Annotated in this window: 17 protein-coding genes and 1 pseudogene; 16 read left to right on the top strand and 2 right to left on the bottom strand. The window is 45.2% G+C overall.

Annotated features, from left to right (window positions below; genetic code table 11):
* Positions 1-353 precede the first annotated feature (353 nt).
* From AC0VYE_RS30645 to AC0VYE_RS30605, 9 genes are all read left to right on the top strand, one after another.
* Positions 354-1574: an MFS transporter gene (locus AC0VYE_RS30645; protein WP_475444550.1), complete on the top strand. Its 1221-nt coding sequence runs from the start codon at positions 354-356 to the stop codon at positions 1572-1574.
* Positions 1575-1743: 169 nt separating this feature from the next.
* On the top strand, positions 1744-2805 hold the full coding sequence (locus tag AC0VYE_RS30640; protein WP_475449782.1) for a LacI family DNA-binding transcriptional regulator: 1062 nt from the start codon (positions 1744-1746) through the stop codon (positions 2803-2805).
* Between the two features lie 284 nt (positions 2806-3089).
* A complete protein-coding gene (locus tag AC0VYE_RS30635; protein WP_475444548.1) occupies positions 3090-5897 on the top strand; it encodes a beta-galactosidase in 2808 nt (935 codons plus the stop codon).
* A gap of 72 nt (positions 5898-5969) precedes the next feature.
* Entirely contained in the window at positions 5970-6890 is a 921-nt protein-coding gene (locus AC0VYE_RS30630; protein WP_076270425.1) for an ABC transporter permease, read from the top strand.
* A 12-nt stretch (positions 6891-6902) separates the two neighbouring features.
* Positions 6903-7814 carry a carbohydrate ABC transporter permease gene (locus AC0VYE_RS30625; protein WP_076270355.1) on the top strand — a complete coding sequence of 304 codons (912 nt, stop codon included), beginning with the start codon at positions 6903-6905 and terminating at the stop codon, positions 7812-7814.
* Between the two features lie 75 nt (positions 7815-7889).
* Positions 7890-9506 carry an ABC transporter substrate-binding protein gene (locus AC0VYE_RS30620; RefSeq protein WP_475444546.1) on the top strand — a complete coding sequence of 539 codons (1617 nt, stop codon included), beginning with the start codon at positions 7890-7892 and terminating at the stop codon, positions 9504-9506.
* A 229-nt stretch (positions 9507-9735) separates the two neighbouring features.
* Positions 9736-10497, top strand: coding sequence for a sugar phosphate isomerase/epimerase family protein (locus AC0VYE_RS30615; RefSeq protein WP_475444544.1), 762 nt, complete (start codon positions 9736-9738; stop codon positions 10495-10497).
* 36 nt (positions 10498-10533) lie between these two features.
* Positions 10534-11172, top strand: coding sequence for a ThuA domain-containing protein (locus tag AC0VYE_RS30610; RefSeq protein ID WP_475444542.1), 639 nt, complete (start codon positions 10534-10536; stop codon positions 11170-11172).
* A gap of 52 nt (positions 11173-11224) precedes the next feature.
* Positions 11225-12214 (top strand): Gfo/Idh/MocA family protein, encoded by a 990-nt coding sequence (locus AC0VYE_RS30605; RefSeq protein WP_076270359.1) that lies wholly within the window; start codon positions 11225-11227, stop codon positions 12212-12214.
* Between the two features lie 87 nt (positions 12215-12301).
* Here AC0VYE_RS30605 and AC0VYE_RS30600 read toward each other — a convergent pair whose 3' ends face one another.
* The gene (locus AC0VYE_RS30600) at positions 12302-12928 is read right to left on the bottom strand and encodes an SGNH/GDSL hydrolase family protein (RefSeq protein WP_441884424.1); all 627 of its coding nucleotides are present in this window, start codon (positions 12926-12928) and stop codon (positions 12302-12304) included.
* A 410-nt stretch (positions 12929-13338) separates the two neighbouring features.
* On the opposite strand from AC0VYE_RS30600, the gene AC0VYE_RS30595 reads away from it, so the two are divergent.
* The 3 genes and pseudogenes from AC0VYE_RS30595 to AC0VYE_RS30585 all read left to right on the top strand — a co-directional run bounded on the left by AC0VYE_RS30595 (position 13339) and on the right by AC0VYE_RS30585 (position 16516).
* Positions 13339-13533, top strand: coding sequence for a hypothetical protein (locus tag AC0VYE_RS30595; RefSeq protein WP_475444539.1), 195 nt, complete (start codon positions 13339-13341; stop codon positions 13531-13533).
* A 176-nt stretch (positions 13534-13709) separates the two neighbouring features.
* Positions 13710-13794: pseudogene (locus tag AC0VYE_RS30590) on the top strand (DUF3934 family protein); the annotation flags it as partial.
* Between the two features lie 355 nt (positions 13795-14149).
* Positions 14150-16516 carry a putative bifunctional diguanylate cyclase/phosphodiesterase gene (locus tag AC0VYE_RS30585; RefSeq protein ID WP_475444537.1) on the top strand — a complete coding sequence of 789 codons (2367 nt, stop codon included), beginning with the start codon at positions 14150-14152 and terminating at the stop codon, positions 16514-16516.
* A 63-nt stretch (positions 16517-16579) separates the two neighbouring features.
* Here AC0VYE_RS30585 and AC0VYE_RS30580 read toward each other — a convergent pair whose 3' ends face one another.
* Positions 16580-17224 (bottom strand): GntR family transcriptional regulator, encoded by a 645-nt coding sequence (locus tag AC0VYE_RS30580; RefSeq protein ID WP_076270364.1) that lies wholly within the window; start codon positions 17222-17224, stop codon positions 16580-16582.
* Between the two features lie 352 nt (positions 17225-17576).
* Here AC0VYE_RS30580 and AC0VYE_RS30575 point away from each other — a divergent pair, with 352 nt between their 5' ends.
* The 4 genes from AC0VYE_RS30575 to AC0VYE_RS30560 all read left to right on the top strand — a co-directional run bounded on the left by AC0VYE_RS30575 (position 17577) and on the right by AC0VYE_RS30560 (position 21112).
* The gene (locus AC0VYE_RS30575; protein ID WP_339205203.1) at positions 17577-18401 is read left to right on the top strand and encodes a transporter substrate-binding domain-containing protein; all 825 of its coding nucleotides are present in this window, start codon (positions 17577-17579) and stop codon (positions 18399-18401) included.
* 22 nt (positions 18402-18423) lie between these two features.
* Complete coding sequence (locus tag AC0VYE_RS30570) at positions 18424-19074, top strand: amino acid ABC transporter permease (RefSeq protein WP_475444534.1); 651 nt, start codon at positions 18424-18426, stop codon at positions 19072-19074.
* On the top strand, positions 19074-19796 hold the full coding sequence (locus tag AC0VYE_RS30565) for an amino acid ABC transporter ATP-binding protein (RefSeq protein ID WP_076270367.1): 723 nt from the start codon (positions 19074-19076) through the stop codon (positions 19794-19796). Before AC0VYE_RS30570 ends, AC0VYE_RS30565 begins: the two co-directional genes overlap by 1 nt.
* A 110-nt stretch (positions 19797-19906) precedes the next feature.
* Positions 19907-21112, top strand: a complete 1206-nt coding sequence (locus AC0VYE_RS30560; protein WP_475444531.1) for an ornithine--oxo-acid transaminase — start codon at positions 19907-19909, stop codon at positions 21110-21112.
* The last annotated feature ends 91 nt before the right edge of the window (positions 21113-21203 follow it).

Below are 21203 nucleotides of genomic sequence, written 5' to 3'. Positions count from 1 at the left end.
CTGTAAGAACAAATATGCGCTTACAGAGTTGCGGCGGCGTTTGTTCGAGGTGGAAATGGAGCTGTAAGCACGCATAGGTTCTAACTTTTGGGACAGCCCCTTCTGTTTTTTGGGGATAAAATGGTGCCAGCTAGAAAAGCAGGTCGCTCTCTAGGTATTAAGATGCCATTTTCCAGACTGCCCCTCTAAGCGCAAATAACCTCGTTAACCATCATTTGACGTGGTTTGTCTCGGGTTTTCTTGTTTTTGCACCTTATAGTGGTTTTTGAACAAATGGTAAAGGAGGCGTATAGTGGTTAATAGTGTAAATGACACGGAAATTGCAAAGCAAGGCAGACTGGAGGTTGCCGAGTATGGAACCATGGAAGCGTACCATGTGGATTTTATGGTTCGGCGTTCTTTTTTGCAGCTCAAGCTATACGATGTCCGTACCGTTCCTGCCGCTATTTCTGTTCGATTTGGGGGTGCCGGAAAGCTCCGTCAACCTATGGGCTGGAATTGTGCATTCCTCAGCTTTCCTCGTCGGAGCAGTGATGGCTCCCTTATGGGGGATGCTTGCAGACAAGTATGGGAAGCGAAAAATGGTCATCCGAGCAGGACTCAGCTTAGCTATTATTTACGCGCTGATCGCTTTTGTGCAAACGCCATGGCAGCTCGTCGGCGTGAGAATGCTGCATGGCTTTGTGGGTGGATTTGTTCCAGCATCCATGTCGATCGTAGCATCAGTTGCACCGAAGGAGAAGCTTGGCTGGAGCCTTGGCATGATGCAAGCGGGTACGATGACTGGCGGTATTCTCGGACCATTATTCGGCGGGCTGTTGGCTGAAGCATTTGGACTTCGCAGATCCTTTGTTGTCGCTGCGTTTATTATTTTAGCTGCGACAGTGGCGGTTATTGTATGGGTGAGGGAAGGCAAAGCGGACACATCTGAAGGGGCAGCGACCGTAAAGAAAAAAGAAAAGCCAATCACTTATCGGATGGCTTTTCGCAATCGTGCACTCATGAGTATGCTGCTGCTGCTCGTTATCGTTCAGCTATCGATTAATATGATACAGCCGCTAATTACCCTTCATATTGCCAAGCTGCAAGGGGGGCTGCAAGGAGCGGAGCTGTCAGCTGGTTTTGTGCTCTCGCTTATCGGAATAGCAGGCATTTTGGCATCGCCAGTTTGGGGAAGGCTTGGTGAAAAGAAGGGCTTCTACCGGATTCTCGTCGTATGCCTGCTCTGCGCGGGATCAATCATTAGCATGCAGTTTTTTGTCCAACAATTATGGCTTTTCGCTATCGTGCAATTCATATTTGGTTTGTTTATGGCTGGCATAGCGCCTATCGTCAATACGCTGGTTGTCCAAAGCACAGATGAGCAGTTTAGAGGCAGATCATTTGGGTTAACGACAAGTGCGAATCAGTTCGGTGCGATGCTTGGTCCGCTCATCGGAGGTTTGTTAGGCCTAGCCTTAGGCATCCACTGGATCTTTGTCGCCACGGGGATGATTATGGCAGCAGCTGGCGTGAGCGTATGGATAAAGCGGAGACATGAGATGGGGAACACGAAGACAGCTTACCGAGCTTAACTCGGAGAAAAGTGAATAAATAGGCAGCACAAGCCAGGCGGAGTCTAGGGGAAAGCGCTCTAGTTCCTCTTGGCTTTCGTTGTAAATAATAGGAAATGTTCGTTTCTATTTAAACAAAAGTCTGTTATTCTACTGAAGAATAGAACTTTGGACTGAGGAGTGAGCTGCTATCAAGCCGGTTACTGTATATGATATTGCTAGGGAAGCGAACGTCTCAGTAGCCACTGTGTCGCGCGTCATTAATAATACGGCTCCGGTAAAAAAGTCAACCAGAGAGCGAGTTATGGAGTTAATTGCGAAACATCAGTTTCAGCCGAATGCCATTGCAAGAAGCCTGTTTAAGAAGGAAACGGGAATGATAGGCGTTATTTTGCCAGATATTACGAACCCTTTTTTTCCAGAGGTTTTGTCAGGTTTGGATCAAGAAGCGCGAAGCAAAGGCTACACTTTTTTTCTATGCGATACGGTATCAACGAACGGAGATTCAGCAGATCAATATGTGCGAGAGTCGCAATATTTGAGTATTCTGATGGAGAAGCAAGTAGACGGCATTGTGATGATAGGCGGGCGAATTAACCTTGCTAAGCCAAGCAAAGATCTTGTAAGCGAAGTGGTTGAAGCTAGTAAACGCGTGCCGCTGCTGCTCATTAACGGCAATCTCCCCGGTGAAGGGATGACTCGTGTATATGCCGATGAGCTGGAGGGCGCAGAGCTTGCGACACAGCATTTGATTGACTTAGGGCACACGGATATTGCATTTGTAGGCGGGTACAAAAACATGTCCAATACGATTCAGCGTACTCGCGGTTTTGTGAAAACGATGGAGAAAAACGGAGTCCAAACTCGCAAGGAATGGATACGCGATGGCGGTTTTTCCGTTGAAGCGGGTAAGAAGCTAATGCATCAACTACTGGAGCTGCCCGAGCGTCCAACCGCTATATTTTGCGCGAACGATTTAGTGGCTATCGGCGTTATGAAAGTTGCTCACAAAGCAGGGCTACGCGTGCCGCAGGACCTATCGCTGATTGGGTTTGACGATATTCCTTATGCCTCGAACAGCATTCCAGAATTAACGACGATTTCTCTAAAATGTTATGAGGTAGGCCGGAACGCAGCGGAACTGCTCCACCAAATGATTACGAAAAATAAAGTTAATAAGAGCACCAAATTAAGGCCGGAGCTCGTTGTAAGAGAGTCTACAGCTCCACCTTCAAAGCAAAATAATGCTTGAAATTGCGTTTTTAAATAATTATTGACAACGCTTACAATGTTGAATACAATCAAAATGTGAAAAGATAACAAGGTGTCACCTACAATAATGTAACCCGTTACATTTACAGCGAGATCGCTTCTTTCCAGAAGCTAGCACATAAATACACATCAGCGAACCGTACAGAATTGCGTTCTGTTTATCCCGGTCATGACGTGTATTTATTTTTATCTAAAAATGTAACGGGTTACATGAAACGGGTTACACATTTCGGGTTTTTAGTCTAATTCGTTGGAGGTTTTGACATGGTCATGGACATTGGAGCGAAAGCAGCCGTGCGATTTGATGCGGATGCCGTGAAGATTCAGGAAACCCCTCATATTTTGCTATGTGCTTCGCTGTTTTACTTCCGTATTCCAAGCGCGCTTTGGAAGGAGAGGATGGAGCAGTTGAAGGCATTTGGGTATAACAGCATCGATGTGTATTTTCCATGGAACTATCATGAAACAGCTGAAGGAGAATGGGATTTCAGCGGAGAGCGTGACATTGCCGCATTCCTAACAACGGCTGCCGAAGTAGGGCTATACGTCGTCGCAAGACCTGGTCCCTACATTTGCTCGGAGTGGGATGGCGGAGCGCTTCCGGCTTATCTGCTTACGAAGGGACTGAAGCTTCGCGATAACGATGCTGAATTCCTCGGCTATGTTTCCAAATGGTTTGATCACATCCTGCCTTTGCTAAAGCAGAACCAAGCAGGTGAGGGCGGAACGGTAATCGGTGTTCAACTGGATAATGAGCTCGATTTCTATGATTGTCATGACCCCAAAGGATATATTAGTGCACTGCGCGATATGGTGCTTGATCACGGAATAACCGTACCGCTGTTCGCTTGTGCCGGTCAGGGCGGCTTGCTGCAAGCATCGGGACTCGCAGAGGATGTGGTGCCGACCTGTAATTTCTATCCGGATAATCGAGAGGCCGAATTTGAAGACAAGGTGCTTCACTACAGTGGAACCTTAGCTAAATTAGGTTATCCGCTGCTCGTAACGGAGACGAACCGGGCACATTACCTCCTACGTAGATTGCTCTCCTGCGGCGCCAAGCTGCTCGGTCCGTATTTGCAGGTATCGGGAACGGATTTTGGCTTCACGAATGCGACGAACAACTGGGGTAAGCCGTTAGCGTTTATGACGTCGGACTATGATTTTGGCGGAATGATTTCTCCTGAAGGGCATATCCGCGAGGAAGCGTATGAGGGCAGGCTGCTTGGACGGATGATTGCAGCTTACGGCACTCCGCTCGCTGAGGCTGCAAGCCAAGGCTTAAGCACGGATTGGAAGCTGATTGGACAAAGCGATAGAGTTGTTGGCCCTTATGCCCTGCAGTTAAAGGGCGGCGGAAATCTCCTATTTGTTACGAATTTAGATAATCAAGATAAAGAACTAGCCATCGTGATGGAGAATGATACGAATACAAAAGCTGCGAGCAGCTTTAAGCTCAAATCGGGCAGGTCACTAGCGCTGCCTTCTCAAGTTCCTTTACAGCATTGGGGTGTCGAAGGATTACTAGAGAACTCGACAGCTGAGCTATATATGGCAAAAACAAATGATACAGGTGCAAGTCTTGCATTTCATACAGAAGGTTATGGCGAAATTGTATTGCTGCTAGATGCAGCGCTGGTGGATATGAAAGCTCTGAATGCAACTGTGGAAACGATAGAGGGAAGCAAGGTCAGGATCGCCTTTGAAGGTAAAGAAGATAGCGTATGTTCGATTATTACTTCGGATGGACATACGTTGAAGCTATTTATTACCGACAGAATGAAAGCGCTTTATTCCGTAGGGTTAAACGATGCTGACGACACCATTAATCATGGCCAGCCCCTCCATTACTCGGATCGCACTGAATTGGCAGCTGCTGAGTGGCGCCTAAATCATTTTGATGCGGCATCACCTATGATTAAAAAGGATAAGAGAGGCCCATCCGCTTCAAGAGAAGCAAATTACTTGGAACAGCATGAAATTTACCGAGGGTATGCTTGGTATGAAGCGACGGTTCGACTGCCTGAAGACAAAGCGGTAAAAGGTATTCTCATTCGCTCAGGCAGTGATGTTGTGTCGCTTTATGCAGGAGGAGAATACGCGGGAACGGCAGTGTCTGGCGGAGGCAGCTCTTACCTTCATCTAGATAATGGTCTGCAAGATGGAAAGCTGCTTGCCAGAGTGGAGATATGGGGACATTCGAACTTTGACGATGCTAGGCTTCCCGGACTTCGATTGCATGCGATGAAGGGGATTAAAGGACTTTCAGCCATTACAGAGGTTAGAGACCTTAGCCGTAACTGGAGTGTTTACCGGGCTGCGGATCGGATTTTGCGCAAGGAGCTGATCGAGCCGCCCGATAGCAGCATGTGGCCGATTGTTAATTTTGGAGGCTGGATGTCTCCTGATCATCCGGCTTTCGAATATTACCGTAAAACATTCCATGCATCGGAAGCGGCAGACTCGTGGACGCTGCATTTCCAAGGCATTCAATCGCTTGCTAGGCTCTTTGTAAATGGAAAGGAAATAGGCGAGGTGCATCCGTTTGATCCACACTTTAATATCTCTGAGCATGTGACGGCAGGGCAATCCGTAGAGCTTACTGTATTCGTTGAGAGAGTGCTCGGTTTACCATCCGGGCAGGTTTACTTGTATGAAGGCCAAGAGGCGGACAACTTTACAGTTTATGCGGCAGAGGAGGAAGAACTTCTGGAGCATGCGGAAAGCTTGCGGCCGCAAAGCGGAACAACCGAATTCCCCATCTCATTGGAGCCAGGAGAAACCGCATGGCTGTATGCGACTACCGGAAATTCGGAAGCAGGCAAAGGCTGGAGAGCGAAGGTTTCCGGCACTAGCCTTAAACTGACAGTGTTTCTGGAAGGAAGAATCGTTGGACGACTATGGCTGCCAAGCCAAACGAGCAGGCCGGTCATGTCAGGCGGAAGCCCGGATTCCTTTTACTTGCCGGGAGCTTGGTATGAAGGTGGAGAAGGAAGCTTAACGATACTGCTGGAAGCGGTTGATCAAGAGAAGCAAGGGCGTTTGGAAGCAATTCAATTCATATCCGTCTAGCATTTACGACAAGGGGGAAGAAGGATGGAAACGACCATAGTCGAGCGGGCTCCCCAAAGGAAGCAGAAGCGAATGAGCAGCGGCAAGCTTAGGCGATTTTGGAACAACAAAACGTTATTAATCATGTGTTTGCCGGCCATCGCTTTCTTTCTTATATTCGCTTACTTGCCGATGCCCGGCTTGTATCTAGCTTTTATTAACTACAACTACTCCGATGGCATATTCAAAAGCCCGTTTGTTGCATTTGACAACTTTCGCTTTCTCGTCATGAATGGTGATCTATGGCGGCTCTCATTTAATACGGTAGCTTACAATTTGGTATTTATCGTGCTGGGAAATGTCATGCAAATTTTTGTAGCTATTCTATTGAATGAGATTCGGCGCAAATGGTTCAAGAAGATCACGCAAACGCTTATGTTTTTACCTCATTTTATATCTGCCGTTCTAATCGGGCTTATCGCCTACAACATCTTGAGCTATGACTACGGCTTATTGAACAGCTTGCTGGAATCGTTAGGCATGGAGCCTGTCAAAACCTATTCTGATCCGAAAATATGGCCGTTTATCATCGTACTCACCTACCTATGGCAGTCCACTGGATACGGCTCGATTATTTATTTTGCAGCCATCATGGGGCTGGACAATGAAATTATCGAGGCATCCGAGATTGACGGCGCCAACGCCTTCCAACGCATTATTTACATCGTGCTTCCTTGGTTAAAGCCAACCTTCATCATCTTGATGCTGTTCTCGCTCGGCGGCATTCTTAAAGGCAACTTCGGTTTGTTTTTCAACTTAGTAGGCGCAAACAACACAGCCCTATATCCAACAACGGATATTATCGAGACTTACGTATTCCGTGCCCTGATGACAAACTTCAACTTCTCGCTTGGCAGCGCAGTAAGCTTATATCAATCCTTGTTCGGTTTTGTAGTCGTCTTAACAGCCAACTGGCTTGTGAAGAAGGCTTCGCCTGAAAACTCGTTATTTTAGGAGGTGTCACATATGGAAAATAGGGATGAATCACGCAGCATTCGGACAGACATAAGTGGCATCATCGTCAAAGGTTTTGGTTATCTTTTCATTACATGTTTTTCGATATGCTGTTTGTTGCCCTTCTTGCTCGTGCTTGGCACCTCACTGACAGCAGAAGGCACGATTAAAAAGTACGGCTTCAACTTGTGGCCGCGCGATTTTAGCACCTTTGCCTACAAAATCGTGTTTGAAAACCCCGATCTCATTATTGGCTCTTACCTTGTCACGATGGGAATCACCATTGTTGGAACGGTCTTTGGTCTCTTTCTCGTGGCGATGACGGGTTATGCGCTTCAGCGCCCTGACTTCGGCTATCGAAATGGCATTTCGTTTTTCATTTATTTCACGACGCTGTTCTCCGGCGGCCTTGTGCCCTTTTACTTGCTGATGACGCAATATTTGACGCTGAAGGACAATTATCTTGCTATTCTTCTTCCGGGACTGCTTAGTCCATTTCTCATCATCATGATGAAAAGCTTCGTTCGTTCAATCCCGCATGCCATTACCGAATCAGCGAAGATCGATGGAGCAGGCGACTTTACCATTTTTCTAAAGCTGATTTTGCCAATGACCACGCCGGCGTTAGCAACCATCGGGCTGTTTATCGCCCTTGGCTACTGGAATGAGTGGTACAACTCAATGCTGTTCCTTTCGGCGGATATGAAGTACAGGCCGCTTCAGCTGTTTTTGTACAATGTCGTAACCAGCGCTGACTTTATCCGCAATTCATCCGCTGCATCTAATGTGCAGCTTCGTGATATGCCGCTGGAATCGATGAAGATGGCTACCGCGGTGGTTGCGACGGGCCCTGTCATTTTGTTCTACCCATTCGTGCAACGGTATTTCATTAAGGGAATTACAGTAGGTGCTGTAAAAGGCTGATGTGCCGCAGGCCTGCAAGGGTCTCTTCACATAAAGGGCGAAGCCCGAATCATGAAAACAAAGGGGAGAAGTGAGATGTCGAACTTCAAGAAGATTTCCGCTCTGCTAATCGCTGTAATGATGATCATCAGCCTTGCGGCCTGTTCCGGCAGCAACGGAGATAAAAAGGAAAACGGCAATAAAGGGAGTACAAACACGGAAAGCGGCAATAAGGGGAGCACGAACACGGAAGATGGCAATAAAGCAGCAGATACGTCCAAATTCGTAAAAATCAGCTATGTCGTACTTGGCGATAAGCCGAAAAACGGTCAGTTCGAGAAGGTACTGGCTGAGGTTAATAAACTGATGAAGGAAAAAATCAACGCCGAGCTGGAGTGGAAATGGGTCGAGTGGGCAGATTGGCAGACGAAATATAATCTGCTGCTGGCATCCGGCGAAGCGGTGGATTTGATTACGATTGGTACGGACTGGCTTGATACATGGGGCAATGCACAGCGTGGCGCGTTTATGAATTTGAATGATTTATTGCCGCAATATGCGCCGCAAACCTGGAATTCAATTCCTGAAGAGGACTGGTCGGAGAGCAAATATAAAGGAAATATCGTTTTGATTCCAGAAAATGATTACACACAGTGGGTTAACCATGGCTTCTTCTATCGTGGAGATTGGGCGAAGGAAGCGGGCATAACGGATCCAATTAAAGATTGGGAAGGCATTGGTAAATACCTGCAATATATTAAAGATAACAAAGAAGGCGTTATTCCTTGGGATGCTGTTGCAGCAACAAGCACATTTGGCGGGTATGCAGCGTCCTACACGGACCAATTAGAGCTACCAATTTCAACGGGCTATTTGCCAGTGTACACGACCAAATCATTTGAAGAGAAGTATACGGTAGTGAGCCCTGTATTCGAAGACACATTTCTTAATTTCGCAACGTTAATGAAGGAATGGGCAGATAAAGGCTACTGGCGCGAGGATGTGCTGAACAACAAAAACGACAACCGCTCCGCACTGCGCGCTGGATTGTCGGGACTAGATCAGCATCATACACAAACGTTTGGCGGGCTGCGCGTTAATATGGATAAGGATCAACCAGGTTCTGAGCTGCAAATGTTCCCATTTGCTCGTACAGGCGGCAATAACTTGACGGAGCTCTCCATCACGCACGGAGGAACATCGCTTGGAGCGCACAGCAAAAACCCTGAGCGCGCTCTCATGGCTTATGATTTAATTCGCAATGACGAGCAAATTTATCATTTGATCAACTACGGTTTGGAAGGCGTTCAATACGAAGTGAAAGACGGCAAACGCCAGCAGCCAGCAGCCTACAACGAGGCTAAGGATTCCTTCTATTCGGATTTCTGGGGTGGACGTGTCGACAAATTCGAAATTCCGAGCGTAACAACTTGGGATCAGCTCGAAGAAACATTGTACGCGGAATATGACAAAATCAAAAAACCTTACCCTTACGGCCAATTTGTATTTGATAAAACGCCGGTAGAAGCTGAATTAACGGCGATTACACAGGTATCGGGCGAGATGGGGCCTGCGATTACGTATGGTAAAGCAGGAGACCCGGCTCAAGCCGTAGAGCAATTCCGCAGCAAGCTGAAAACAGCTGGCTACGACAAGGTGCTTGCAGAATTGCAGCGCCAAATGGATGCATACAAGAAGCTGATCGAAGGTTAACGAATAGATAGTTTGCAAAGCGCAATAGGGGTTTCCAAGCACGAAAGTGCGGAGCTCCTGTTGCGCTTTTTTCAACACCTTTAAAAGAAAAGCGTCCTTTTGGTCAATTATAATCAATTGGCGGGGTATGCTTGGTTAACCTCAGTAAAGTAGCGCTTTCATTAATAATGCTACAATTAGTCTATAACCATGTAAGCTAACCCAAATCTATGATAAAGGCGGCGAAGAAATGAACTTATCAAATATTGCAGTACAGTTGTACACGTTGCGTGACTATTGCCAGAATGAAGCGGATTTGGAGCAGACGCTGCGCAAGGTAAGAGAAATCGGTTATGAAGCGGTTCAAGTATCGGGAATAGGCCCTATTGCTCCAGAAAGAGTGAAGCAATTAGCAGATGCCGAAGGGCTTCGTATTTGTGCAACGCATGTAAGTCTTGATTCTATGGTCAATGACTTTGACAATACCGTGCAAATGCATAAGCTGTGGAACTGTAAGTATGTTGGGTTAGGCTCTATTCCGGATGAGTACCGCACTAGCGGGGAGGGCTATTCCACCTTTGCGAAGCAAGCGACAGAAATTGGAAGAAAGCTGAAGGAGCATGACTTGCAGTTTATTTACCATAATCATCAGTTTGAGTACCAGAAGTTTGCAGGCAGAACAGGAATGGATATTTTGCAGCAAGAAAGCGACCCGGCTGCAGTTGGATTCGAGCTCGACACCTATTGGGTACATGTTGGCGGAGTAAACCCGGTGGATGCGATTCATCAGGTTAAAGGCCGTATGGGTGTTGTTCATCTCAAAGATTTGGAAATCGTTGACTATAAGCAAGTGTTCGCTGAAATTGGCGAAGGAAACTTGAATTTCAAAGCGATTATTGAAGCATGCAGAGAGATTGGAGTAGAGTGGTATGTAGTCGAGCAGGATGTATGCAGACGTGATCCGTTTGAGAGCTTGGCTATTAGTTTTAACAATTTAAAACAATTTCTATAGGAGTAATGCTAATATAGAAGCGAGAGGATGATAGAGATGAAAATCGGCATTATTTGCGACGATTATTGGCACCCGAGCAAGCTGATTAAGGAAGGCTTGGAGCCGCTCGGCAAGCAAGGTTTTCAGCTCGATTATACCCAGCATGCATCAGAATGGTCGCGCGCGTGGATGGATCAGCAGGATGTGGTTGTGCTTGCCAAGTCGAACCAAGTGTCGGCAACAGATACAACGCCTTGGCTCACTGAGGAGATTCAGCTGCAATTCCAGAGCTATGTTGAGCAAGGAAAAGGATTGCTGGTGCTGCATGCAGGAACGGTGGGCTATCGTGATGAGCCTGTTTTCTTTGAGCTTGTAGGCGGGGTATTCCAGCATCATCCGGCCGCTTGTTCCGTTACGATCGTTCATAAGGACGAAACGCCATGGGACAAGGCGCATGCACAGGACTTTACAGTACATGACGAGCATTATTTTATGGAGGTTATCGACGATCGCATTCAAGTGTTGATGACTTCGGAGTCAGAGCATGGCACGCAGCCAGCAGGCTGGATAAGGGAGCAAGGCGAAGGAAGAGTTTGCGTGCTTACACCAGGGCATCTCTTATCCGTGCTGCAGATGGAAGAGTATCAAGCAACGATAAAACAGGCTTTGAAATGGTGCGGTGGAAGCGACCGATAATAGGGAGCTAGCAACAAATGTACATTTTTTATTCAGAGGAGTGAATAAGGATATGTCGGTACAAACAATGAAATGGGGCATCTTGGGTCCAGGCTGGATTTCCTCAAAGTTTGTTAAAGATTTAGCATTTGCAGAGGGCGCAGAGCTAGTCGCAGTTGGTGGTAGAAACCTAGAGAAGGCAGAGCGTTTTGCCAAAGAGTATAATATTCCACGCGCTTATGGCAGCATTGAAGAGCTGACGCAAGATTCCGAGATCGATATTGTTTATGTAGGAACGCTGCATCCCATCCATAAAGATAATGTGCTCGCCTTATTGCGTGCTGGCAAAGCTGTCATTTGCGAGAAGCCATTCACAATGAATGCTGCGGAAGCAAGAGAAATCATAACATTAGCCAGAGAGAAACGAGTATTTCTTATGGAAGCGATGTGGACACGGTTTTTACCGCCAATTCTTAAGGTTATGGAATGGATTGCGGATGGTAAAATCGGAGAAGTGCGAATGCTTAAAGCTGACTTTGGCTTTGATATCGGCTGGGCGCCGGAAAGCCGTCTGCTTGATCCTGCGCTGGGCGGCGGGGCACTGCTGGATGCTGGTATTTACCCCGTTTCCTTCGCATCATTAATTTTCGGAGGGGCGCCATCCAAAATTATGAGCAGTGCTCGTCTTGGCGAGACGGGAGTAGACGAGCAGTTTTCATTGTTATTTGAATATGAAGGTGGACGTACTGCATCGCTGAATGGAGCGGTACAGCTTGAAATGGTTAATGATGCTTATATTTATGGAACGAAGGGGCATATTCATGTGCCAAACTTCTTGTTCGGTAAATCAGCATATCTGCACCCGAAACAGGGTGCTGCAGAGTCGATCGAGGACGACCGTGAAGCAGAGGGTTATTCATTTGAAGCTGAGGAAGCGATGAATGCGCTCCGTGAGGGAAGGCTCGAAAGTTCAATCATTCCGCTGGATGAGACGCTAGCAATCATGGAGACGCTTGATACGATCAGGAAGCAGTGGGGTCTTCGTTATCCTGCTGATGAATAATTAGTAAAAGAAAGGAGTAGGCTGCGTATGCGCCTACTCCTTTCTTTATAAGTATCGCTGCCACTAAGCAGAAGTCTTCTAAATCGCTTATGCTTTTACCGCTTGAAGCCATGCTTCAGCAATGAGTGCGGCACCTGCAGGAGACGGGTGAACACCGTCGGGAGCCCAATAAGCCGGGCCTGTCTGCGTTGCAGCCTGTGCGAACAAACCATCAAGCGGAACATAAATGGCTTTAAATTCTCCAGCGAGCTCGCGGACAGCTTGAATTTTTGGATCAAGATCTTCACGCCATTGCTTCTGGCTATCATTTACTGGAAGCACGAATGGCTCGACTAGAACAAGCTTAGCGTTCAACTGCTCTTTTGCTCTGCTCAGCAAGCGGCGGTAAGTGGTATAGTATTCCTCCGTGCTAAGTGGATCATTATTGTCATAGCGGCGCCAAGTATCATTAATGCCCACATAAACAGACAACAGGCTTGGTTTCAAATCAAGACAATCCACTTCCCATCTCCGCTCCAAATCAATGACACGGTCACCCGATATCCCGCGGTTCAGAAACGTAGCTTGTTTCTCAGGATATTTGCTCGTAAACAAAGACGTTACAAGATTTGCATAACCCGATCCTAGATTTGCCCAGTCATTTCGGTTGCGGCCAGCATCCGTGATGCTGTCGCCTTGAAATAGAACAATTGCGTTTTGATCGATTAATGTCATTTTTTAGACCTCCAATGAGTTCAAATACTAGTCTTCATAAGATAAAACATGTCTTGAAGCGGGATAGCTGTGAGCGCTTTCTATTTGTCAGCAAATTCATAATACAAAGGATTCCATTCTCTGGTCAATAAGCAGCTGTTTATTCTGCCATAAAATAAGAAACAATTATAACTGAAGTTTCTATTTAACTTTTTTGTTATTTCCTATTTAATAGTATAGAGAAGGATAAATAGATTGGGGCAGCATTTGTTAATGGTGTGTAAACATTTTTGGGAATATTCAGAAAACTTTAAAATATACTATAAACGATAAGAACATAAACAGCTAGAATGATTTTATGTTTTTCCTCCTATTTTTTTCATAAAATCTTAATGTTCTTGCTCTATAATCGAATTAAGGGAGTGATGGGAATGATCTCTTCTTACTTCAATGAATGGCTGGATGAATATAATGATTATATGAGATTATACACGCTTTTTGGCGACGAGTATTACCTCGAACAAGCTGGTGAAGCGTTTGCTGCGCTAAAGGCTTTGGTCCTTAGAGCTGAGCGACATAAAAATATTCTTCGGAAAATCATGAGCGATAAGGTTCATGTTTATTAAGAATAACAAACGAAGAGCATAACGAAATTTAAAATTTAAAAGCCATCATAAGAATCCAAGTGCAGGATTAATGGTATACTGATAAGTAATGATAACGAGGAACAAGATTCTGATAGATGCTTTAGCTGCATTTTATGAGGTTTAACTCGGCATAGAAGACATGATGGAGTGATAATATGAGTAGTACAAAGGGTAAAGGCGGAACCGGCAGAGGAACGGACAAAAAAGGCTGGAATCGCTGGCAAGCAGGGGAAAAAAAGAAGTTAGCGAAGAAGGTATTTGGCAGAAACCAAGGTGCTAAAGGCGCTGAAGGTGAAAAAGGTAAAACGGACGATAAAAATACGCCTAATGCTAAAAGCGCTAACATGACTAAAGGCAGTACCGTATTTAAAGGTGGAAGCGCGGCTAAGGGCAGAAAATAGAAATAACAAAGAGCAGCCCGCGCGGTGAGCCATGGCGCTCTTATGAAACGAAAGACGGTTAGACAGGGAAGCTCTCTGTTTAACCGTCTTTTTCTCGTTGTCCTGCCGATATTTAAGTTTTATAATGGTACTATTGCTTGGATAAAAATGTGAATTGTATTTTTGAATAATGTTCAGCGAGGTGGCTTCATCATATGAGTGACTATCAATCCATAATGCTTCTGCTCTTCTTTATCTTTCCCGTCATGTATATGATTGACACCGCTTTAGTTATTATAAGACGAAACGCTAAGCATATTGAGAATCGTCTTGCCTTCCTTACCATTTGTTTGCTGGCGAGTATGATTTTTTTTCAATACCTCGAGCAGCTGTTATCTGCCGAGTATGCACTGAATATTTCTGCTTATATGGTGTACCCGGCTTCTATAGCCGCGGTAAGCATGAGCGTTTTGCTTCATCTTACGGCAACAAACAGTTATCATCGGCTTTCTCGATGGAGCACCATAGGCATAGCGTTTATACCATTTATAATGTATTTTCTGCTTCTAGCCATAAGAGGAAGAGAATATTTGCTTGAAGGGGTTCGGATAGAAGGTTTTTGGAAGCAAATCGAAGTTGCTCCAGCTATGACTGTTATTTATGGTTTTTTGGTCATGTATTCATTGCTTAATGTAGCTATTTGTCTAATAGCCCATTATAAAGCGAATAACAGCGTTGATCGGAAACGATTTATGGTGCTGTTTAAAGCCAATCTATTTTACCAGCTGGCGACGATCGGGGTCTTAATTGTATATACTGCTTTCTCGCCTTATGTTTATATTTCAGATTCAGTCATTTTTTTGACAACGATAATATGGAGTATTTCACTTCGTGTCTATATGAAAAATGATTTCTTGCCTTCTACATCCAAAAAATATGAGCTGCTTTATCATTTTTCCCCAACCGCCATCATTATGATCGACAAAAATATGATCATGAAAGAAGTAAATCCTGGTGCGCTTCGTATACTTGGATTTGAGAAGGAAGAGGAGCTGGAAAATCGCTCTTTATCTGAATTCATCGTTATGAACGAACGCAAAGACATGGAGGAAGCCTTTGCTGCTTCCTTTCCGAAGGATGCATGGAGAAACCGTGAGCTGACCATAGTGAATCGAAAAGGCCAGAAACGTGCGATTTTGGCTGATACGGAAATGATGGCTGAGGGTAAGGACTGGTTTTTGTTAATGGTCATTCGGGATATTACGCAGCAGCAGGAAGAATCGCGTCTCATACATTTTTTGGCACATCACGATACATTGACTAAGCTGCCTAACCGCTATCATTTTAATCGAGAGCTGGAAGCTTCGTTGAAAGCTGTGAAATCATCAAAAGCGCTGCTCGGAGTCATGCTTATCGATTTGGATCGCTTTAAGCTGATAAACGATACGCTTGGACATCAGTTTGGTGATCAGGCTTTAATTGACGTTGCTCAGCGCCTGCGCCAAAATGTGGACCATCGGCATTTGCTGGCCCGCCTGGGCGGAGATGAATTTATTATTTTAATTAAAGAAGCGGAAGAATATGATGAGATCGTATCGCTTGCCGAAAACATTCATTTAGCCTTTCAGCTGCCGATTACGCTTCAAGGGCAAGATTTTTACCTAGGCGGCAGCATTGGAATTAGTGTCCATCCATTTGATGATGACAGCTCTGATGGGCTTATCAAGAGGGCAGACATTGCCATGTATAATGCGAAACATAGCGGAGGCAATCAATATCGTTTGTATACGAATGAGATGATTGCTCTAGTACAGCGGGACGTCAAGCTGGAGAAGCATCTTCGCAAAGCACTGAAACGCAAGGAATTTGTTCTCCATTATCAGCCGCAGATTAATTTGGCAAGCGGACAGCTGATAGGGGCGGAGGCGCTTATTCGCTGGCAATCGGTAGAGCTTGGCATGGTGCACCCAGGAGAATTTATCACGCTGGCGGAGCAAACGGGATTAATTAATGAAATCGGGCAATGGGTTATTGCGGAGGCTTGTCAGCAGGGTAAACTGTGGCAGGAGCAAGGCTGGAATGATTTTATGCTGTCGGTGAACGTTTCGTCGAGACAATTCATGCAGCCGGATTTCGTAAACAAGGTTCAGGAGATTTTGCGCAGCAGCGGCCTTGAGCCTGATCGGTTATGCTTGGAGATTACGGAGAGCATGGTCGTTAATAATTTAAATGTAGCTAGAAAGATGCTCGATGAGCTTGTTGCTTTAGGTATACATATCGCCATTGATGATTTTGGTACAGGTTATTCCTCATTAAGTGTGCTAAGGCAGCTGCCGATTGCTATTATCAAAATTGACCGCTCCTTTATTACTGATATGGATGCCTATCAAGGCGGCTTATCCATCGTGAAGACGATTGTGTCGATGGGGCATGACCTGCAGAAGCAGGTGGTTGCGGAGGGCGTAGAAACATTGGATCAATATGAACAGCTAAAGCAGCTTGGCTGCGACAAAGCGCAGGGCTATTACTATCATAAGCCGCTCCCATTGCTAGAGTTTAATAAACTATTAATCGCTAGGTGATAGGTTCGGAAGTACATAAACGAAGGCTGCCAGCTTCAAGCTGGCAGCCTTTTTTGTATGGCATTAGAGCATCTCAGTATCAATAATGCGCCAGTGATGCTTAAGCGTAGCTTCCAAGGCTTCTTTATCCTTCGCTTTGAACAAGTTAAGAATTTTTCGATGCTCCGCATTTACTTCCTTTAGCACATTTGCGAGCTTTGGTTTGTCTTCACTTGCATAGGATTGACGAATAAAGCTGTTTTTTAATGAATTCAACGTTTCAATTAATACAGGGTTGTCGCATTTCTTTATATAAATATCATGGAAGTTGTATTGGTCCATATGATAATCGGAAAAATACAGCTTGCTAATATCAAGATCGATTTTGTCGACAAGCCTTTCCATTTCAGTGAAGTCAGGCTGCTGAAGCAAATCAATACACAAGGTAGCAGCGAGTGCATCCAACACTCCAATAATTCGGGAAAAATCGAGTTTTTTCTTGGAATCGAAGGCTTTGACCGTGAAGCCGCGTCTAGGTAAATAATCTAGGAGATTGTCGGAGGATAGTTGAAATAATGCTTCTCTGGTAGGCGTACGGCTTATATCTAGTTTTTTGCAAATTTCAGCTTCATTAACTTTTTGATTCGGCAGTAATGTGCCATCTTGGATTTTTTGAGCGATATACTCGTAAACATGGTCTTTTAACGATTGGTATTTAGGTGATTGCATGTAGGTTCCCCTGTTCTAACTTACTTTAATAAGGTGAAGTTGTTTGCTGTTTAACTTTTATATGGGATAGAGAAATGTCTTAGGTAATTGAATATGCATTCGTACAGTAGATGATTTCACTATTTTATCATCTGATCCAGATATTAGACAAGCGTATGAATATGTCGAAAGGTGTCATAATAACTCACATAGAAATAACTATTTTTAATAGATTCATAAAAAAACATTGTAGATAGTGGAAACCGATGTTATAATTACTACCATCATATATGTATATTGTATACAGATTTAACTCCGTATTCAATTCGGGGGATTTTAGACTAAATCAGATAATGAATTGGGAGAGATGGAAATGAAAAAGAAATTATCATTGCTGCTTATTTCGGTTATGGTCGTCCTTTCGGCATGTGGTCAAAACAATAAGGAAAATACGCCAGCTGCAACGAACAATAACGCGGCAACAGATCCTCCAGCAGTAGAGAAAACAACGCTTACCCTGGGTACAAGTGCAGATTATGCCCCCTTTGAGTTCCATAAGATGATAGACGGTAAAGATACGATCGTAGGTTTTGATATTGAAATTGCTAGAGAGATTGCAAAAGATATGAATGCTGAGCTCCAAATTCAAGATATGGACTTTGATGGTCTGCTGCTCGCACTTGATACAGGAAAAGTAGATATGGTTATTTCAGGTCTGACGCCTACGGAAGAACGTAAAAAGAACGTTGATTTCTCTGAAATCTATTACCTGACTAGCCAAGGCGTTTTGGTGAAAAAGGACCAAGCTGAGCAATTCAAGTCATTGGATGATTTAAAAGGCAAAAAAATCGGTATTCAAAAAGGTTCGATTCAAGAAGGCATTGCACAGGAAATCGCCGATGCGAAGCTAACGGCTTTAGCTAAAATTCCTGAACTGATTTTGGAGCTGAAGAGCGGTCGTGTAGATGCCATTATTTTAGAAAAACCGGTTGCGGATCAATACGCAGTGGCCCAAACGGATATTGCAGTGTCTGAAGTGAAGATTGAGCAGCCCGTAGAAGAAGCTGGCGTATCCATAGCTGTTAAGAAGGGCAACCAAGATTTGCTTAATAAAATTGATGGAACGATTGCTCGTTTGAAGGAAAGTGGCGAAATTGATCGTTATGTCGTTGAGGCCAATGAGCTGGTTGGCGAATAAAGAGCGGACGGAGTAGTTGGATATGGATTTAAACTTCGGTTTCCTGACAGAATATTGGCCGTTTTTTTTGAGAGGAGCCTTGGTCACGCTGGAGTTGTCTTTCTTCGGCGTGGCGCTCGGCACAGTGCTCGGGGTACTCTTTGCATTAATGCGAATCTCGCGCTTCTGGCCGGTTAAGTTTTTGGCCTCTACCTATATCGAGATCATACGAGGCACCCCAATGCTCGTGCAAATCTTCATTATTCATTATGGACTGACTGGATTTGGTATAAATCTTCCGCCTTTCATTTCCGGAGTGGTAGCGCTCACAATTAATAGTTCTGCCTATATGGCAGAGGTATTTCGAGCGGGAATCGAAGCGATCGACAGGGGGCAGACGGAGGCGGCTCGATCCTTGGGTCTGAGTAGAGGTATGGCGCTTCGGTACATTGTGCTACCGCAAGCTTTCCGCAACATGCTGCCGGCAATCGGCAATGAATTCATCATTATTATAAAAGATTCCTCGCTTATATCCGTCATAGGCATTGCGGAGCTGATGTACAATGCTCGGACGGTTCAGAGCATCACCTACTCGCCGATGGAGCCGTTATTAATTGCCTGCGCTTTATATTTTATCATGACATTTACATTATCCAGGCTGCTTGCTGTGCTAGAGAGGAAGTTGAGAAGCTGATGATAGTCGTAAAAGGGCTGCGTAAATCTTATGGAAAAAACGAAATATTGAAGGGGATAGACACGGTAATTCGCAAAGGCGAGGTCGTCGTTGTTATTGGACCAAGCGGATCAGGGAAAAGCACCTTTCTTCGTTGTTTGAATCGATTGGAGGAGCCGTCGGCTGGTCATATTCAGCTGAATGATCGTGAAATTATAAATAAACAGTCGGAGTTAAATCGGATTCGTCAAGAAATGGGCATGGTGTTTCAGCATTTTAATTTATTTCCGCATATGACCGTCTTGGAAAATTTGACCCTTGCTCCGCGTAAACTAAAGAAGCTGAGCAAAGAGCAGGCAAATGTAGAAGCTGTGGAGCTGCTGCGCTTAGTGGGGCTCGAAGACAAGAAAGATGCCTATCCAGATCGTCTCTCAGGCGGACAAAAGCAGCGTGTTGCGATAGCGAGAGCGCTAGCTATGCAGCCTAGCGTGATGCTGTTTGATGAACCAACGTCAGCACTCGATCCTGAGATGGTTGGCGAGGTGCTTGAAGTCATGCGGAAGCTTGCTCAAAACGGAATGACGATGGTTATTGTAACGCATGAAATGGGTTTTGCCCGCGAGGTTGGCGATAGGCTGCTGTTTATGGATGGCGGCTGCATTGTTGAAGAGGGAGTGCCGCTGAAGGTATTCCAAAATCCTCAGCATCCGAGAACAAAAGATTTTTTGGCAAAGGTTTTATAGCAGCAAGGTCGTTTAGTTTGTAAATTCCTGGTGGTTAATAATCAATCCAGGTTTTTTTATAACAGTAATTGAATATTGTATACAAATTTACAGGGAGTGATTTCATCGATATGACATCTACCAAATCTACAGCGGTTGTCATGGAGCAGTCGGATCGATACGGCGCACACAATTACCATCCGCTGCCTATCGTCATTTCGGAGGCTGAAGGTGTCTGGGTGAACGACCCTGAAGGCAATCGGTATATGGATATGCTTAGTGCGTACAGCGCTCTTAATCATGGTCATAGGCATCCAAAGATAATTCAAGCGCTTAAGGATCAAGCGGATAAAGTAACGCTCACTTCACGTGCTTTTCACAATGATAAGCTGGGCGAGTTTTATGAAAAGCTCGTTAATTACACGGGTAAAATTAAAATTTTGGCAATGAACACGGGAGCAGAAGCGGTGGAAACCGCCATTAAGGCGGTTCGTCGCTGGGCATATCGCGAGAAAGGCGTGGAGCACGACCAAGCGGAAATTATCGTTTGTATAGGCAATTTTCATGGTCGGACGATAACGGTCACTTCCTTCTCATCAACGGAGGAATACAAAAAGGATTTTGGGCCATTTACGCCAGGTTTCAAGCTAGTTCCTTATGGCGATTTGGCTGCTCTTGAACAGGCGATTACGCCAAATACAGCTGCCTTTCTCGTTGAGCCGATTCAAGGGGAGGCGGGCATCATTATTCCGCCGGAAGGATATTTGTCAGGAGCCTACGCTTTGTGCAAACAAAATGATGTGCTGTTCGTGGCCGATGAAATTCAAACCGGTTTTGGACGTACAGGCAGACGCTTTGCGTGCGATTGGGAAAATGTAACACCAGATGTTTATATTATGGGCAAAGCACTGGGCGGCGGGGTAATGCCCATTTCGGCAATCGCCGCAAACGATACGATTTTAAATGTTTTTGAGCCTGGTTCGCATGGATCTACGTTTGGCGGCAACCCGCTGGCTTGTGCGGTCTCTTCAGCAGCGATTGATGTCATTGAGGAGGAAAAGCTGGCAGAGCGTTCGGATGAACTGGGGAAATATTTTCGAGAACAATTAGCTGAAATTAGTTCACCGCATATTGTGGAAATTCGCGGTAAGGGCTTGTTTATCGGTTTGGAGCTTGATACAGCAGCGAGGCCATACTGTGAACGTCTGATGGCGGAAGGGCTTTTGTGCAAAGAAACACATGACACGACCATAAGGTTCGCGCCGCCGCTCATTATTACGAAAGAAGAGATCGATTGGGCGATAGAAAGGATTGCGCTTGTGCTTCAATCCGAATAAGGGATGAATTTGCGGACGGAGACAGCTTAAGGAAGGGGATGTTCACTATGGGAAGCATTGGGGAAGCGAATCTTAACAAGACGGGGAGGAC

Source organism: Pristimantibacillus sp. Z349TD_6 (genome assembly GCF_056173205.1).
This window is presented reverse-complemented; position numbering and strand designations above follow the sequence as displayed.